This window comes from Pseudomonas sp. AN-B15, assembly GCF_019056475.1.
GTDB lineage: Bacteria > Pseudomonadota > Gammaproteobacteria > Pseudomonadales > Pseudomonadaceae > Aquipseudomonas > Aquipseudomonas parakoreensis.
In genome coordinates this window covers 921,767-939,628 of the sequence record NZ_CP049737.1, presented here as the reverse complement: position 1 = coordinate 939,628, position 17,862 = coordinate 921,767, and the positions used below count along the sequence as shown (strand labels likewise).

Below are 17,862 nucleotides of genomic sequence, written 5' to 3'. Positions count from 1 at the left end.
GCCGACAATTCAGCCTCCCTGTCTTCACGAACGTCGTCAGCGTCTGCAGGGTCGTCAACCTCCTCCTTTAGCAATCGCAAATTTCTCTGTGAGCGCTCCTATTGATAATCTGCCATTCAACTTAGTTCACGAAAACAAATACCCACAAGCCGTTAAATATTAAAAAACACACACATCCCGAACAACCAAAACTCATCCACCACTTATGCAAGAGATTTCAAAAAACGACAAATAATAAACAACAAGAAGTCACACTCAATGCCTATACTCACAAGCAAAAGCAATATTAACCTTGAGACTCTTACAACCACTCAAGGAATTAAAAAGTGCAACCCAGTCCAAATCCGCTCATCACCAAGGACGACATTCGAAAAATAAAGAACTATATCTCTGCCGCGAAAGCATTGCCACGCAATGTCGAAGATGTAGAACGCCAATTAAAAACCAAACACACCGGCATTACCGGCCTGGAACTTACTGACATTGTTCAGCTTAATCATACGATCATCAACAATGCCAATTCGTGGATCGATATCGAGTATTCGATGAAGCGTGTGGCCGGAAGTCTCTCGACCTTTTCGGAGGACCTGGAAAGTTTTGGTCAGGAAATTATCGACGCCATCGTGACGATGCCGGGCTACATAAATTACCTGGGCACCATCGACTCGCTGAGCGAAGAAGAAATAACCAGGCTCCCGCCACTGGAGATCGGCACGGCAGAAAAGAATCGATTTGGCTCCATTCAGGAATCTCTCGCATTCATTGCAAGATCGATCGGCGAGAAGCAGCTCAGCAGTCTGGATGTCAGCGAACGTTTGAAGTATTTCAGGACCGACCTTAACGACAACGTTGCCGTGAGTATTGGCGAAAAACTACGTTTGGCCGGCGATGCGCAACTCAACCGACAACTGACCGAATTGAACGTTTCGATTGATCGGGCGAACAAACTCATACAGGAAAAAACCCGCGAGACGGCGCCGGATTTTTTTGATCACATTCTTGGTTTTTTCACCGCATACCAAGGCGGCCCCCTCGGCTCGAGCGTTTATTACAAAACGCTCGAACTTCAGCAGAGTACCCATTTACGCCCATTGATCGCCCAGCGAGATCAACTCGCGGAGCAGATCAAACAAACCAACATCCTGGCCGGCACGCTTCTGGAATTCCAATCGGGTCTGGACAGCATGTCGCTGTATGTCGAAGGAGCCATCCAAAGTACCTCGCAACTGGAGACGCTATGGATATCCATTACTGACTACATCAACGCTTCGCAAAATAAAGTCATGGGCATGCACGAGTTTCTGACCCTCAGAAGTTTTGTCTCCAGTTTCAAGATTGTTATTAAAAACTGGAAAACCGTTCAAGCCAACGCGAATCAACTCATCCACGCATTCGACTGACGCCATCCAATCATTCAGGAAATATTCATCATGACCAACCTTATTTACGCCCAGCCTGACCTCGGCCGTATTCAAGAAAGCCGCGAGGCAATTCGTTATCAAGCGCTCGTTGGCTCTGCCAACCTGTATATCAAAGCCTTGAGCGATGAGTTGATCGCTTTGAATGCCGCCGTCAGCGACCTTGATCTTACGGCCGCGAATATCTTCACTTCGGCAATTACAGCGCTGGAGACCGACGACCTGAACGAAAACCTGCAGGCACTGGCCAGCCTCAACGCCAGTGAACCGAGTGCTCAGGTTGAAAAAGCACGCCAGCAGTATTCGCACATCGTCACGCAACTGATCAAGCTATGCGCTGAACACATGACCAGGTTGCAAGCTTCACTGCACAACGGTGTGTTCGGCGTGCAGAGCATCGCCATCAGCAACAATCGTTTCCGACTTGAAGAATTGGCTGCGGCCAAAATCAGTCTGACCCAAGAGTACGACGCCGAGAAAATCCCGCTGGCCGAATTGAAAGACGATGAAACCGTTCTGAATCTGGCCATTGCCGAGTTCGAAAAGCTGACATTCATTGATCGAATCAAGCCATTGCTTGAACAACTGAAGGCGATCATCGGCAACAAACCGACAACCCCTGAGGCGGCGGCGCTGGAGGCCGGACTGATTATCGCCAACAAGTTTCTCGACGAAGCCAACGAGCTGATCAAATACAAGGATCTGATCAAGGCGCGTCAGATCATCCAGACGCGCCTTGCACAACGCGAGGAGCGCGTGGCGTCGCTGGCCAGGCAACTGCGCGACAACGACGACAAGACCCGCCAGTTGAAAGATACCCAGAAGGTTGTGCCACACCAGCAAACCTATGTCAGTGAGGCCGGCAAACTGACGGCTGCGTTTTCCGCGTTTCTCGGTGCGGTCACGGCTGTGCCGAATGAAGACGTTCTGCGGCGTGGCGAACGATTGCTGGAACACAGCCAGTCCCTGCGCAATTACCTGATCCCGCTGCAGGGACGCTGGTTACGCGGGTGATCGAAAGCGCCTGCCCTCGATTACTGATGGAGAGCAGGCGCCTCGGCGTCAAGGGCCGCCAGACGCTGACGGTACTCGGCGCCCATGGCGCGTATCTGCGGATGCGCGGATGCCAGCAGCGATTCGCCGCTGACGCGCAGGAACTTCACATTGCCGAGCCATAAAGCCTTGCGCAGCCATTGCAGCGCCTCTTCGATTCGCCCCGCTTGCGCCAGGATCGCGGCGTGACTGAACTGCCCGCGAAAATCCCCACCCTCGGCGGAGCGTCGATACCAGTCGTGTGCTGCTGGCAGATCCATCGGGCCTGCCCGCCCTTCCTCCAGATACCGTCCCAGCAGGTTCATTGACTTCGCATGACCCGCTTCAGCGGCGCGCTGATACAACGCCAATGCCTGACGCTGATCGACCATGACACCGCGCCCGGTCGCCAGCAGATTGGCGAGGTTGTACATCGCCCAATCCAGCCCCGCGTCAGCGGCGATTCGATAATGCTGCGCAGCAATCGCGGCATTCGCGACGCATCCCCAGCCATGCTCATGACAACGGCCCAGCATGTTGCGCGCCATCCAGTGCCCTTGCCTGGCGGCGATGGCGAACCAGCGCAGTGCCAACGTTTGATCCTGAGCAATGCCACGGCCATCGAGCAGGATCTGCCCGAGCAACGCCTGCGCTTCAACAATGCCCTGGCCGGCGGCGAGCAGAATCGCCTGCGCCGCACGCGCCGGACTTTCTTCGAGCATGGCGCTGAGCTGCGCAACGTCGAGCACTTCCTCGCGCCGCAGTTGAAAACTCATACGTCAACCCAGCGCCGCAGCAGGTTGTGATAGGTGCCGGTCAGGCGAATCAGCGACGGGTGATCAGGCATGTCCTGAGTGAGCTGCTGGATCGCCCCGTCCATCTCGAACAGCAAGGCGCGCTGGCTGTCTTCGCGCACCAGACTCTGCGTCCAGAAGAACGACGCATAACGCGCGCCACGGCTGACGGCGTTGACCTTGTGCAGGCTGGTGCCGGGGTACAGCACCATGTCGCCGGCGGGCAGTTTCACCCGTTGCGTGCCAAAGGTGTCCTGAATCTCCAGTTCGCCGCCGTCGTAATCCTCGGGCTCACTGAAAAACAGCGTGGCCGACAGATCGGTGCGCACCCGCTCGATGCTGCCTTTGGGCTGACGCACGGCGTTGTCGATGTGAAAGTCGAAACTGCCGCCCGCCGTGTAGCAGTTGAGTAACGGCGGGAATACTTTGTGCGGCAGCGCAGCGGACATGAACTGCGGATTTTTCCACAGCCGCTCGAGCATCGCGGCACCGATTTCCTTGGCCAGCGGATGGCCTTCCGGCAGTTGCAGATTGTGCTTGGCCTTGGCCGACTGATAGCCGGCGGTGATTTTGCCATCGGCCCAATCCGCCTGCTCCAGCGCCTCGCGGATGCGCTGCACTTCTTCTTTGCCGAACAGGCCGGGGATGTGCAACAGCATGGCGATCGTACCTGATGGTAAAGGGGTGCCAATGGTATTGATTCTTATTGGCTGTGTAAAACCCGCGTGACGGATGAACCGGTAAAAACCGTAAGGTTAAATTGTAAAGAATGTAAATTCGTCGCGAATAACAATGTTTCGCAATTGATACGAATACCTGTTTACCCTATATTCCGCGACCTCAAATCCTTGGGGAGGGGAATAAAAATGTCACGTCAACACGCACAATTGCCGGTCAGTTCACCACGCCTGCTCGCTTCGGCCATTGGTGTCGCCATCACCGCCGGTTCCGCTGGCCACATGGTCTTCGCCGCAGAAAAGACCGACAGCAAAGCCTCCGGCAATGCCATCGCCCTGGACGCTACCGCCATCACCGGCGAAGCGCAGGACTCGACGTCCTACCAGGTCGAAAAAGCCTCCTCGCCCAAGTACACCGCGCCGCTGGTCGATACCCCGCGCTCGGTCACCGTCATCCCGCAACAAGTGCTCAAAGACACCGGCGCCCTGAACATGCAGGACGCGCTGCGCACCGTGCCGGGCATCACCTTCGGTGCCGGTGAAGGCGGCAACCCGCAGGGTGACCGTCCGTTCATCCGCGGCTTCGACGCTCAAGGCGACACCTACCTCGACGGCGTGCGCGACACCGGTTCGCAGAGCCGCGAAATCTTCGCTGTGGAGAACATTGAAGTCAGCAAAGGCCCGAACTCGGCCATCGGCGGTCGTGGCGCAGCCGGCGGCAGCATCAACCTGGTGAGCAAAAAAGCACACCTGGGCAACTCGTTCGACGGTGGTTTCACCTGGGGTTCCGACCAGACCCAGCGATACACCCTGGATGGCAACTACCAGTTCAGCGACACCGCTGCCGGCCGCCTGAACCTGATGAGCCACGAGAGCAATGTCGCCGGTCGCGACAAGGTCGACTACGATCGCTGGGGCATCGCGCCGTCCCTGGCGTTTGGCCTGGGCACCGACACCCGCGTCAACCTTGACTACTACCATCTGGAAAGCAACGACACCCCGGACTCGGGCATTCCCTACACCATTCCGGCCGGCGGTTCGGCGGCACGTACCAAGTCCAACCCGGACAAGCCGTACGCCGGTGGCGATCACAGCAACTTCTACGGTCTGGATCGGGACTTCCGCAAGGGCCGCACCGACACCGCGACTTTCGCCATCGAGCATGACCTGAGCGACTCGCTGACCATCAAGAACACCCTGCGGCACGGCACCAGCATGCAGGATTACATCCTGACTCAGCCGGACGACAGCAAGGGCAACGTCAACAATGGCAGCGTCTGGCGCCGTGCCAACACGCGGGTCAGCAACACCGAGACCACCACCAATCAGACTGATCTGTTCGGCAATTTCTATGTCGCCGGTTTCAAGAACAGCTTCTCCACCGGTGTCGAATACACCCGCGAGGAAGGCCAGAAATCCTCGTACAACGTCAACACTGACACCACGCCGCGCACCAGCGCCGCGACCACCAATTGCACCCCGTCGATGATTGGCGCATCGAGCGGCTACAACTGCACCTCGCTGTCGAATCCGAACCCTAACGATCCGTGGAACGGCGCGATCTCGCGCAACTACGCCGGCACCGACACCAAGGCCAACACCTATGCGCTGTATGCGTTCGACACCCTGGAGTTGTCCGAGCAGTGGCTGGTGAACATGGGCCTGCGTTACGACCACTTCGATACCGACTACAAGACCTACAACAAAGCAGGCACCACCACTTCCAAGGGTGATGACACCAGCGAGTTCGTCACCGGTCAGTTCGGCGTGGTCTACAAACCGGCACCAAACGGCAGCATCTACGCCTCCTACGCAACCTCCGCGACGCCACCGGGCAACACCCTCGGCGAAGGCCAGGAAGGCAACCCGCTGGGCGGCACTCCGGACCGCAATGGCAACCTGCTCAAGAGCGACATGGAGCCGGAAACCACCAAGAACTACGAAATCGGTACAAAGTGGGATCTGCTGAACGATCGCCTGTCGCTGACCGCTGACCTCTTCCGCACCGAGAAAGAAAACGCTCGCGTACAAGTCGACACCACCTCGTACGAAAACGCCGGCAAGACCCGCGTGCAAGGTATCGAGCTGTCGGCCAGCGGCAAGATCACCGACAAGTGGCAAGTGTTCGCTGGCTACGCCTACATGGACAGCGAACAGGTGGACGGTGGCGACCTGCCGACCAACAAGGCCAACAACGGTAACGAGTTGCCGAACACGCCGAAAAACAGCGCCAGCCTATGGACCACTTACCAGGTCACGCCGAAGCTGACCCTCGGTGGCGGCGCGTTCTACGTCGACGACGTCTACGGCAGCGTGGCCAACACCACGATGGTCGATTCCTATGTCCGCTACGACGCGATGGCCGCCTACAAGCTGAGCAAGAATGTCGACCTGCAACTCAACGTGCAGAACCTGACCAACGAGGTCTACTACGACAAAGCCTTCTCGACGCACTTCGCCAACCAGGCGGCGGGCCGTACTGCATTGTTGAGCACCAACTTCCACTTCTGACCGATGTGGAAACCTGTGGGAGCGAGCCTGCTCGCGAAAGCGGTGGGTCAGTCAAGTAGAGGCTGACTGACACGACGTCTTCGCGAGCAGGCTCGCTCCCACAAGGTATGCGCCGCAAGGCTTGGCCCCGTTCATCGACTGAACGGGGCCTTTGTGCGTAATCAAAGAAGCTCTCGACAACCCACGGCATAATGCGCGCCGTGATGACAATTTTCGAACGGACAAGGCGAGCGACGTGTTGAAGAAAACCCTGTTCCAGTTGCACTGGTTTTTCGGCATCACTGCCGGGCTGGTGCTGGCCCTGATGGGCATTACCGGTGCCGCCTACTCGTTCCAGGACGAAATCCTGCGGGCGCTGAACCCGTCGGTGTTGCAGGTGGAAAAACAGGTCGCTGGCGTCCTGCCCCCGGTCGAGCTGGTGGAACACATCGAAGCAAGCGCCGGCAAGAAAGTCGCGATGCTCTGGGTCGAAACCGACAGCGGCAACGCCGCACGTGTCTACTTCACCCCGCCCAAAGGCGAACGTCGCGGCGAGATGCGCTACTTCGATCCGTACACCGGCGAGTTCATGGGCGACGCTGTGGGCCAGGACTTTTTCGGTCTGATGCTGCAACTGCACCGCTTCCTCGCCATGGGCGATACCGGGCGCAACATCACCGGCGCCTGCACCTTGATCCTGGTGTTCTTCTGCCTCTCCGGGCTGTACCTGCGCTGGCCGCGCCAGTGGAACAGCTGGCGCGTGTGGCTGACCCTCGACTGGCAGAAAAAGGGCCGCAGCTTCAACTGGGATTTGCACTCGGTGGCCGGCACCTGGTGCCTGCTGGTGTATCTGCTGCTGGCGTTGACCGGGTTGTCCTGGTCGTACGAGTGGTACAACAAAGGCCTGACCAGACTGCTTTCCGATGCGCCGCAAAACGAACGCATGCGCGGCGGTCGTGGCCCGGCGCCGGAAGGCCCGGCACCGACGGCCGACTACGCGGCGATGTGGAGCAGCATCTATAGCGCTGCCGGCCCGGGCCTGTCGGCGTATAACATCCGCATGCCGCCAGTGGCCGGGCAACCGGCGACCGTGTTCTACCTGCTCGACAGCTCGCCGCATGATCGCGCGCTGAACCAGATCACCCTCGACCCGGCCACCGGCGTGGTCAAACGTGTCGACCGCTACGCCGACAAGAGCTTCAAAGCGCAGCTGTTGACCAGCATTTACGCGCTGCACGTCGGCAGCTATTTCGGTCTGGCCGGACGGATCATCGTCACCCTCGCGGCGGTGTGCATGCCGCTGTTTTTCATCACCGGATGGCTGCTGTATCTGGACCGCCGGCGCAAGAAAAAACAGATTCAGGACGCACGCAAAGGTCTTCAGACTCCGGCCGGCGATGCACCGGCATGGTTGGTGGGTTTTGCCACTCAGAGTGGTTTTGCCGAACAACTGGCCTGGCAGACCGCCGGGCAATTACAGGCCGCCGGGTTGCCGGTGAAGGTGCAGCCGCTGGCGGACGTCAGCGCCGAGGATCTGCGCGAATCGAGCAATGCGTTGTTCGTGGTCAGCACGTTCGGCGACGGCGAAGCACCGGACAGCGCGCGCGGTTTCGAACGCAAAGTGCTGCGTACCGCTGCCAGCTTCGACGGCCTGAACTATGCGGTGCTGGGCCTCGGCGATCGCCAGTACCCACAATTCTGCGGCTTCGCCCGACGCCTGCATCAGTGGCTTGACGATCACGGCGGCAAGACCCTGTTCGCTCCGGTGGAAGTCGACAGCGGCGACCCGTACGCCCTGCGTCACTGGCAGACGCAGCTCGGCCTGATCACCGGGCAAGCGCCGGTCGACACCTGGCAAGCGCCGAGCTACGACAACTGGACGCTGGTCAGCCGCGAACTGATGAACCCCGACAGCAGCGGCGCGCCGGTTTACCTGTTGGGCCTGAAGGCGCCGAGTACCAGCAGCTGGCTGGCCGGGGATCTGGTAGAGGTGCTGCCACGCAATTGCGCGTGGGCGGTCGAACATTTCCTCGACGGCCTCGGCATTCGCGGCGAAACCCGCGTGACGATCAACGGCCTGGAAGAGCCGCTGGAAGTCGCCCTCGCCTCGCGCCAACTGCCCGAGCATCGCGCGCATCTGGTCGGCCTGCATGCGCAAGCGCTGGTGGAGGCAATGGTGCCGCTGGCGATGCGCGAGTACTCGATTGCCTCGATTGCCGCTGACGGTGTGCTGGAGTTGATCGTGCGCCAGGAGCAGCACAGCGATGGCAGCCTGGGCATCGGTTCCGGTTGGCTGACCGAGCATGCTCCGGTCGGCGGCAGCATCAGCCTGCGTGTACGTCGCAACAGTGGCTTCCACCTGCCAAACGAACCGGTGCCGATGATTCTGCTGGGCAACGGCACCGGCCTCGCCGGGCTGCGCAGCCTGCTCAAGGCACGCATCGCCGACGGTCAGCAGCGTCACTGGCTGCTGTTCGGCGAGCGCAATCGCGAGCATGATTTCCTCTGCCGCGCGGAGCTGGAAGAGTGGTTGATCAATGGCGATCTGGCGCGACTCGATCTGGCGTTTTCACGGGATCAGGCGCAGAAGATTTACGTCCAGGATCGCCTGCGCGAATCCGCTGAAGAGCTGAAGAAGTGGCTGGCCGATGGTGCGGTGATCTATATCTGCGGCAGCCTTCAGGGCATGGCCGCTGGCGTCGATCAGGCACTCAACGACATCCTCGGCAGCGCCGAAGTCGAACGCCTGATCGAACAGGGTCGCTACCGCCGCGACGTGTACTGACACTACTCATACCCCATGTGGGAGCGAGCTTGCTCGCGAAGGCGTCGTGCCAGTCGGCCTAATTGTCAACTGATCCACCGCTTTCGCGAGCAAGCTCGCTCCCACAAGGAAATTGCAGTGCCTGTGAAATCAGACAGGCTGCAACTTCTGCTCGAAAACCGCCACCCCATTCAAATCCCGCAACACCACACTCATCTCCCCGCTCTGCGCTTCGATATTCACCTCGCCAAAAAACTGAAACCCGGCAAACGGTGAAGCGTTCTGCGTCGGTGGTGCTTTCTGGAACACCACCTCCGGGCCGAAGGTCTTGTCCAGCGGATTGGGCCCGAAACTGCCGGCATTCAGCGGCCCGGCGACAAACTCCCAGAACGGTTCGAAATCCTGAAACGCCGCGCGATCCGGGTGGTAATGATGCGCCGCGCAGTAATGCACGTCCGCGGTCAGAAACACGAAATTGCGCACGTGCTGCGCCCGCAGAAAACCGAGCAGTTCGGCGACTTCCAGTTCACGCCCTTGCGCCGGGCCGGGATCACCGTTGGCCACCGCTTCCCAGCGTGCGACGCCCGGGCTGACCTCGCCGTCGGGCACGCCGAGGCCGATCGGCATGTCGGCGGCGATCACCTTCCACTGCGCCTTGGAGTGCTTCAAGCCGCGCTTGAGCCAGTCCAGTTGTTCACGTCCCAAAAACGGTTTGGCCGCGCCAAGGTTGTCGTCGTTGGCCCCGCGATAGCTGCGCATGTCGAGCACGAACACGTCGAGCATCGGCCCGTAGCTGAGCTTGCGATAAATCCGCCCGCCGCCATCGGCCGCCTGCAAACGCATCGGCGAATATTCCAGCCAGGCCTTGCGCGCACGGCCGACCAGGGTGTGGATATCTTTCTCTTGATAACGCTCGTCGAGCTGCTTGCCCGGCGACCAGTTGTTGACCACTTCGTGGTCGTCCCACTGCCAGATCTGCGGTACTTCGGCATTGAAGCGGCGGATGTTTTCATCCATCAGGTTGTAGCGGTAATTGCCGCGATAGTCGTCGAGGGTCTGCGCCACTTTGCTCTTGGCTTCGGTGGTGAGGTTGCGCCAAATCCGCCCGCCTTCGGTGGTTACTTGCGCCGGCACCGGGCCGTCGGCGTAGATGGTGTCGCCGCTGTGGATAAAGAAGTCCGGCAGGCGCAGGCGCATGGATTCGTAGATGCGCATGCCGCCGATGTCCGGGTTGATGCCGAAGCCCTGGCCGACGGTGTCGCCACTCCAGACGAAACGGATATTGCGCCGCGCCTTCGGAGCGCTGCGCAAATGGCCGAGCCACGGTTCGCTGGCGACGCCGGATTGCGCGTCCTTGAAATACACCCGATAGAAAATCGCCTGATCGGCGGGCAGCCCGGTCAGCTCAACCCGGGCGGTGAAATCGGTGCGCGCGTCAGCCAGGGGCGAGACGACACGGCGCGGGTGGCGAAACTGGCTGCGGGTGTCCCACTCGACCACCATCCGCGCCGGACGGTCGCTGCGGCTCCAGATCATCGCGCGGTCGCCTTGCAGATCGCCGGACTGCACGCCGTCGGTGAGTTGCGGCCGATCCTTGACCGACGCGATCACTGCCGGCGCCAGCCCCGGCATCAGCAGCCCGGCACCGACAACCTGCATGACCCGTCGGCGACCAACGTTGAAATCGCTCATGCGTGTTCTCCCTGAAAAAAGGAAAACTTAAGCACGGGATCATGAATCCGGCATGACACAAACAAAGATCGCAGCCTGCGGCAGCTCCTACAGAGAACCTCGATCCCCTGTAGGAGCTGCCGAAGGCTGCGATCTTTTGCCCTTAAGCTTTTACCGGTTCCAGCGCCAACTCAACGGCTTCCGGACGCTTGACCGTCGCATAGACAACAGCCGTCAACAAACTCCCCGCAACAATCGCCAGCAGATACAACAACGCATGATTGATCGCATTGGGGATCGCCAGCACAAACAAGCCACCATGCGGCGCCATCAGTTTGCAGCCGAAGTACATCGACAACGCGCCGGTCAATGCACCGCCGGCGATGCTCGCCGGAATCACCCGCAGCGGGTCTTTGGCGGCAAACGGAATTGCCCCTTCAGAGATAAAGCACAGCCCCAGCACCAGCGCCGCTTTACCGGCCTCGCGCTCGGTCTGGGCGAACTTGCGGCGGGCGATGAAGGTAGCGATGCCCAGCCCGATGGGCGGCACCATACCGGCAGCCATGGTCGCGGCCATCGGCGCATAACTCTGCGAAGCCAGCAGCCCCACCGAGAAGGCATACGCGGCTTTGTTGATCGGTCCGCCGAGGTCGACGCACATCATGCCGCCGAGCAACACCCCGAGCAGGATCGCGTTGGTGGTGCCCATGCTGTCGAGAAAATGCGTCAGCGCCGCGAGCATCCCGGCGACCGGTTTACCCACCACGTAGATCATCACCAGACCGGTGAACAGGCTGGCGAACAACGGGATGATCAGAATCGGTTTCAGCGCTTCCAGACTCTGCGGCAACGCCACATAACGACTGATGGCCTTGGCCGCATAACCAGCGATGAAACCGGCGACGATCCCGCCGATAAACCCGGCGCCCAACGTGCTGGCGAGCAAGCCACCAATCATCCCCGGTGCCAGGCCCGGACGGTCGGCGATCGAGTAGGCGATGTAACCGGCGAGCAGCGGCACCATCAGCTTGAACGCGGTCTCGCCGCCGATCTGCATCAGTGCCGCCGCCAGCGTGCCTTCTTCCTTGAACGCGGTGATGCCGAAGACGAACGACAGCGCGATCATCAGACCACCGGCCACCACCATCGGCAGCATGAACGAGACACCGGTCAGCAGGTGTTTGTAAACGCCGGTTTTCTCTTGTTTGGTTGGCGCCTTGCCGTCGCTCGCAGCGCTTTCAACCTGAGCGTCGGCGAGGGCTTTTTTCAGTGTGGCTTCGGATTGCTTCAAGGCAATGCCGGTGCCGCAGCGGTAGATTTTCTTGCCGGCAAAACGCTCGGTGGCGACTTCGATGTCCGCCGCCAGCAACACCACATCAGCCTCGGCAATCGCCGTCGCGCTGAGCGGGGTTTTCGCGCCGACCGAACCCTGGGTTTCGACGTGCAGTTCATAGCCCAGACGCTTGGCCGTCTGCTGCAACGCCTCGGCCGCCATGAAAGTGTGGGCAACACCGGTCGGGCAGGCGGTGATGGCGACGATGCGCGGCGCACGCGGCGCAGCGGTAAGCGGGGCGGCTTCGCTGGCGACATAAACTTCAGCCTCTTGCGCACCGCGACGCAGCACCGCTTCGACATCTTGCAGCGCTTGCGCCGGGGCGATGCGGAACACGCGCTTGCCGACAAAACGCGTCATGTCGATGTCACCGGTGGCGACCAGCAACACCCACTCCGCCGCCTCAATGGTGGCGGCCGACAACTCACGTTCCGGATGCGCCGCATCGACCACTTCAACGCTGGTGCTCCAGCCCTGACGCTGGGCCGCCGCGTCGAGCAGACGGGCGCACAGCACACTGGTGACCATGCCGTTCGGGCAGGCCGTGACAATGGCTAATTTCATGACAAACCCTCTTATTGTTCTGTCAGGGGACGCACGCGCACGCCCTGTTCGAGCCGCGCCAGTTGCGCCGCATCGTTGATGCCGAAACCGATCTGGGTCACCGCCATCGCGGCAATCGCCGTGGCCGTACGCAGGGTCTGCTCGGGCGTCTCGGCACTGAGCAGACCGTGGAGCATGCCGGCCAGCAGCGAATCGCCGGCCCCTACCGTGCTGGCGACCGTAACCTTCGGCGGCGTGGCATGCAGCGCCGAGCCGACACTGAACCAGTTCACACCGTCGGCACCGTGGGAGATCACCACGTGCTCGATGCCTTTGGCATGCAGGCACACCGCTGCCTGGCCTTCGGCGGTGTGCGAGACCACATCGCAATCGAGCGCATCGGCGAGTTCTTCGGTGTTCGGCTTGATCAGCCACGGGCGCGCTTCAATGGCCGCGCGCAAGGCTTCGCCGCTGCTGTCGAGGGCGACTTTCAGGCCGAGGCCGTTCAGGCGTTCGATCAACTCGCGCAACCACTGCGCGCTGACGCCACGCGGCAGACTGCCGGCGACCACCACCGCGTCATGCCCCGGAGCAATCTGCAGCAGACGCTCAAGCAACGCTTGCTGCGCCGCGGCGTCGACCACCGGTCCCGGACCGTTGATGTCGGTGATGCGCCCATCGTGCTCGGCGACCTTGATGTTGCTGCGCGTCTCCCCCGGCACGCGGATGAAGGCGTCGACAAAACCGCGCTTGGCAAACAGGGTTTCGAAGGCCTGTAGATTGTCTTCGCCGAGAAAGCCGCTGACCGTCAGTTGATGCCCGAGGTCTGCGAGTACCTGGGCGACGTTCACGCCCTTGCCGGCGGCATGGGTGTGCATCTCGTCGCTGCGGTTGACCTGACCGGCCTCCAGGCGTGGCAACTCGACCGTGAGGTCCAGCGCCGGGTTGAGGGTCAGGGTGAGAATCTTGGCCATTACAGGGCCTCCACTAATGCACGCACTTCGTTCGCGCTGCCCACGGTGAGGGCGTGTTGAGCAAGGGTTTGCGCCTGGGGCAAGCTGAGTTCGCGGATGCGCGCCTTGACCTCGGCGATGCTGCGCCCGGACACGCTCAGCTCATCGACGCCGAGGCCGACCAGCACCGGCACCGCCAGCGGATCCGCCGCCAGCTCGCCGCAGACACCGACCCATTTGCCATGGGCATGCGCGGCGCGCACGGTGATGTCGATCAGTTGCAGCACCGCCGGGTGCAGGCCGTCAGCCTGGGCCGAAAGCGTCGGATGACCACGGTCGATGGCCAGGGTGTATTGCGTGAGGTCGTTGGTGCCGACGCTGAAAAAGTCGACTTCCTTGGCCAGCACCGGCGCCAGCAACGCAGCGGACGGCACCTCGATCATGATCCCCAGTTGCAAGTCCGCGACCGGGATTTCCAGGCGCAGGCGTTCGGTCATGTCGCGGGCCTGACGCCACTCTTCAACGCTGCCGACCATCGGGAACATGATCCGCAACGGCCGGTTGTCCGCCGAACGCAGCAAGGCGCGCAACTGCGCTTCCATGACCTGCGGACGCTGCAAGGTCAGGCGAATGCCGCGCACGCCGAGGAAGGGGTTTTCTTCCTTGGCGATCGGCCAATACGGCAGCGGTTTGTCGCCACCGACATCAAGGGTGCGCACCACCAGCGGCCGACCGGCGAGGCCATCGAGAACGCGGCGATATTCAGCCTCTTGAGTGGCTTCGTCCGGCGCCTGCGGGTGGGCCATGAAAATCAGTTCGGTGCGCAGCAGCCCGATGCCTTCCGCGCCCTGCTCGACCGCAGCAGTGACGCCGGCGCTTTCACCGATGTTGGCGAACACTTCCACGGCGTGACCGTCAGTGGTGTGCGCCGGCTGATGCCGTTGTTCGGCGGCAGCCTTGAGACGCTGCTCGCGGGTGTCGCGTTCCTCGGCGGCACGTTGCAGGGTCGCGGCATCGGCATCGACGTGCAGGCGACCGCGCTGGCCGTCGAGCAGCAGCGGCGTGCCGGGTTCCAGCAATAACACTGCTGCGCCCGCACCGACCAGCGCCGGAATCCCCAATGCACGGGCGACGATTGCACTGTGCGCCGTGGCGCCACCACGCGCGGTGAGAATCCCAGCCACGCGGGACGGATCGAGTCGCGCCACGTCCGACGGGCCGACCTCATCCATCACCAGAATGTACGGCTGCTCCGGCTCGTTCGGCGTTTGTACACCGCAAAGTTGCGCCAGCACCCGGCGACCGATGTCCCGCAGGTCCGCCGCCCGCTCGGCGAGCAACGCGTCCTGCAGCGATTCCTGTTGCCTGGCTGCCGCTTCGATCACCGCCATCCACGCCGCTTCGGCGCTTTCGCCTTGCTTGAGGCGAGTGTCGACTTCGTCGGTCAGTTCCGGGTCGTCGAGCATTTCCTGGTGAGTGATGAAAATCTCGCGGATGGCCTTGGCCTTGCTGCGTTCGATCAGGCCCTGAATGTCACGGCGCACGTCGCTCAGAGCTTGCTTGAGGCGTTCGCGCTCGATCGCGGCGGACTCGCCGCGCAACGGGTAATCAATGGCTTGCGGCACCTGAATGTGCGCAGGTCCAATGGCGATGCCCGGTGCCGCCGGGATCGCCTGCAATTGCGCGCCGGACGCCGGGGCAATCAGCACCTCGGCAATATCGGTGATGACTTCGCGTTGCTGACTCACGGCCGGCAGCGGTTCGACTTCTTCACCGAGGCCTTCTTCGATAGCGGCCAGCAGCGCCGGCAAGGCATCGGCGGCGATGCTCGGTTCGGCGATCAACTCCAGCACCTGACCACGCCGCGCACCGAGGCTCAGCAGTTTGCTCAGGCTTTTCACCGACACCGCGCTGTCCGCGCTGTCGACGATGCGCACACGGATTTCACCGTCAAAACTCTTCGCCAGTTGCGCAAGGATCTTCGCCGGACGTGCATGCAGACCGTGAGCGTTGGCCAGCGCAATTCGCGCGCTCGGCCAATCGGCGGGCAGTTCGCCGCCGAGCACTTCGAGAACTTTGCGGCTGCTGGTGGCACGGCCCAGCTCATGGCCGCGACCTTCAATCAACAACGCGCACAGACGTTCGAGCAGCGCCTGATGCGCCTCACCCAGACTGGCCAGACAGAACAGACCGCTGAGCGGCTGGCCGAGGTAACGCATCGGTTTGTCCGGAGTGACGAACGCCAGGCCCGGACGCTTCACGGTTTGCTCGCTGTGCAGCCACCACAGGCCATCGCCCAGCGGCAGCGCTTCGACTTGCTGCAACACACCGGCAAACCCGTTGCTCACACAATCGGCCTGCCGCAGCAGACGCGCGCCACGCCAGACCAGTTCTTCGAAATCGTCAGCCGACACGCCGAGGCCGATCATCTGCGCATCCAGCGCCAATTCCTGCGGCGCACCTTGCAGCAGTTTCAGCAGCGCTTCCGGCGAGCTCGCGCGACGCAGGGCCTGGCCCAGATCGGTCTCGCCGAGGGCGCGGGTCAGCAGTTGCAGCAGACGCAGGTGTTCGTCGGATTTGGCAGCGATGCCGATCGCCAGATAAACGATCTGGCCATCGCCCCAATCCACGCCCTCGGGAAACTGCATCAGCCGCACGCCAGTGGCGAACACCTGATCGCGGGTCTCGGGCGTACCGTGGGGGATGGCGATACCCTGGCCGAGAAAGGTCGAGCCCTGGGCTTCCCGGGCCTGCAAGCCGGCGAGGTAGCCATCGGCGACCAGGCCATCGGCCACCAGATGATTGGCGAGTAGTTGCAGGGCGGCGGGTTTATCCACAGCCGATTGGCCCATGGATATCTGCTCTATAGTGAGCTCGAGCATGCGATCTCCTTTTTGGCACATGGATGCGCCAGGATATTGTTTTGAATGGTCACAGCTTAGGCGCTGGTCAGCCTGCTTTTCAGCGGCCGTTTTGGCGGTTTCACGGCAGAACCGGCCAAAGGCGTCTAAAACGTAGAAAATACGCTTGCTGAAACGTTTAATCTAGATTGATCGGCACGTTACTCGATAATGTCTCATCCTTGAAGTCCAACTTGTCGGATGCGCTGCGACAATAGTCGTCTGCCTGAATCGGGTAGGATTGGCGAAAATGTCGCGGCAAGCTCGAAAAAACAAGGAAATACCGGGTTGAAACTCAGTGATATCGCGCGGTTGGCCGGAGTGTCCGTGACCACCGCCAGCTACGTCATCAACGGCAAGGCCGAACAGCAACGCATCAGCAACGCCACGGTCGAGCGGGTGCGTGCGGTCGTCGAACAGCACGGCTTCACCCCCAATCCACAAGCGGCCGGGTTGCGCAGTCGGCACACGCGCACGTTGGGCTTTATTCTGCCGGATCTGGAAAACCCCAGTTATGCGCGGATCGCCAAGCTGCTGGAGCAAGGCGCACGGGCGCGGGGTTATCAGTTGCTGATCGCCAGCTCCGACGACGCGCCGGACAGCGAGCGCCAGTTGCTGCAACTGTTCAAGGCGCGCCGCTGCGATGCGCTGATTGTCGCCAGTTGCCTACCGACCGGTGACGACAGCTATCGCCAGTTGCTGGCCAAGGGCCTGCCGATCATCGCCATCGACCGGGTCATGGAACCCGAGCACTTCTGCTCGGTGATCAGTGACGACCGCGAAGCCAGCCTGCACCTGACTCAGAGCCTGCTCGCCCCGCAGCCAAAGCAGATCGTGCTGCTCGGCGCGCGTCCTGAGTTGAGCATCAGTCAGGAACGTGCGGCCGGCTTCAAGCAGGCACTGCTCGACTTCAAAGGCGAAGTGCTGATCGAGCACGCCGAGTCCTTCAGCCGCGAATGCGGCAAGCAACTGATGGAAGAACTCCTGCAACGGCTGGGGCATTTGCCGGATGCACTGGTGACCACCTCCTACGTGCTGCTGCAGGGCGTGTTCGATGCGCTGCATGACTTCCCGCTCAAATCCCGTCCGCTGCGCCTGGGCACCTTCGGTGACACGCAGTTGCTCGACTTCCTGCCATTGCCGGTCAACGCCATGGCCCAGCAACACCAGTTGATCGCCGACAAGGCGCTGGAGCTGGCGTTGGCTGCGGTTGAGCAAGCCGAATACAAGCCTGGCGTGCAGGCCATCGCGCGGACCTTCAAGCAGCGTATTCACCGGGACTGAGCC

At 61.2% G+C, this 17,862-nt stretch carries 11 protein-coding genes; 5 read left to right on the top strand and 6 right to left on the bottom strand.

Annotated elements, in window-relative coordinates:
* Window positions 1-326: 326 nt before the first annotated feature.
* Window positions 327-1,400 (top strand): alpha-xenorhabdolysin family binary toxin subunit A, encoded by a 1,074-nt coding sequence (locus GTQ41_RS04065; protein ID WP_047291219.1) that lies wholly within the window; start codon window positions 327-329, stop codon window positions 1,398-1,400.
* A gap of 30 nt (window positions 1,401-1,430) precedes the next feature.
* Complete coding sequence (locus tag GTQ41_RS04060; RefSeq protein ID WP_047291217.1) at window positions 1,431-2,432, top strand: alpha-xenorhabdolysin family binary toxin subunit B; 1,002 nt, start codon at window positions 1,431-1,433, stop codon at window positions 2,430-2,432.
* A 20-nt stretch (window positions 2,433-2,452) separates the two neighbouring features.
* On the opposite strand, the gene GTQ41_RS04055 is transcribed toward GTQ41_RS04060, so the two are convergent.
* Window positions 2,453-3,226 carry a tetratricopeptide repeat protein gene (locus GTQ41_RS04055; protein WP_047291214.1) on the bottom strand — a complete coding sequence of 258 codons (774 nt, stop codon included), beginning with the start codon at window positions 3,224-3,226 and terminating at the stop codon, window positions 2,453-2,455.
* Window positions 3,223-3,903 (bottom strand): Fe2+-dependent dioxygenase, encoded by a 681-nt coding sequence (locus tag GTQ41_RS04050; protein WP_047291212.1) that lies wholly within the window; start codon window positions 3,901-3,903, stop codon window positions 3,223-3,225. The genes GTQ41_RS04055 and GTQ41_RS04050 overlap by 4 nt, the downstream gene beginning before the upstream one ends.
* Before the next feature lie 207 nt (window positions 3,904-4,110).
* On the opposite strand from GTQ41_RS04050, the gene GTQ41_RS04045 reads away from it, so the two are divergent.
* A complete protein-coding gene (locus tag GTQ41_RS04045; RefSeq protein WP_047291209.1) occupies window positions 4,111-6,432 on the top strand; it encodes a TonB-dependent siderophore receptor in 2,322 nt (773 codons plus the stop codon).
* A 235-nt stretch (window positions 6,433-6,667) separates the two neighbouring features.
* Window positions 6,668-9,196 (top strand): sulfite reductase flavoprotein subunit alpha, encoded by a 2,529-nt coding sequence (locus tag GTQ41_RS04040; RefSeq protein WP_047291207.1) that lies wholly within the window; start codon window positions 6,668-6,670, stop codon window positions 9,194-9,196.
* Between the two features lie 129 nt (window positions 9,197-9,325).
* Here the strand turns inward: GTQ41_RS04040 and GTQ41_RS04035 are convergent, their stop codons facing one another.
* The 4 genes from GTQ41_RS04035 to ptsP all read right to left on the bottom strand — a co-directional run bounded on the left by GTQ41_RS04035 (window position 9,326) and on the right by ptsP (window position 16,557).
* The gene (locus GTQ41_RS04035) at window positions 9,326-10,867 is read right to left on the bottom strand and encodes an alkaline phosphatase (RefSeq protein ID WP_047291205.1); all 1,542 of its coding nucleotides are present in this window, start codon (window positions 10,865-10,867) and stop codon (window positions 9,326-9,328) included.
* A 142-nt stretch (window positions 10,868-11,009) separates the two neighbouring features.
* Window positions 11,010-12,743 (bottom strand): PTS fructose-like transporter subunit IIB, encoded by a 1,734-nt coding sequence (locus GTQ41_RS04030; protein ID WP_047291203.1) that lies wholly within the window; start codon window positions 12,741-12,743, stop codon window positions 11,010-11,012.
* 11 nt (window positions 12,744-12,754) lie between these two features.
* Entirely contained in the window at window positions 12,755-13,696 is a 942-nt protein-coding gene (pfkB, locus tag GTQ41_RS04025; protein WP_047291201.1) for a 1-phosphofructokinase, read from the bottom strand.
* A complete protein-coding gene (ptsP, locus tag GTQ41_RS04020; protein ID WP_047291199.1) occupies window positions 13,696-16,557 on the bottom strand; it encodes a phosphoenolpyruvate--protein phosphotransferase in 2,862 nt (953 codons plus the stop codon). The genes pfkB and ptsP overlap by 1 nt, the downstream gene beginning before the upstream one ends.
* A gap of 306 nt (window positions 16,558-16,863) precedes the next feature.
* Here ptsP and cra point away from each other — a divergent pair, with 306 nt between their 5' ends.
* Entirely contained in the window at window positions 16,864-17,859 is a 996-nt protein-coding gene (cra, locus tag GTQ41_RS04015) for a catabolite repressor/activator (RefSeq protein ID WP_047291197.1), read from the top strand.
* The last annotated feature ends 3 nt before the right edge of the window (window positions 17,860-17,862 follow it).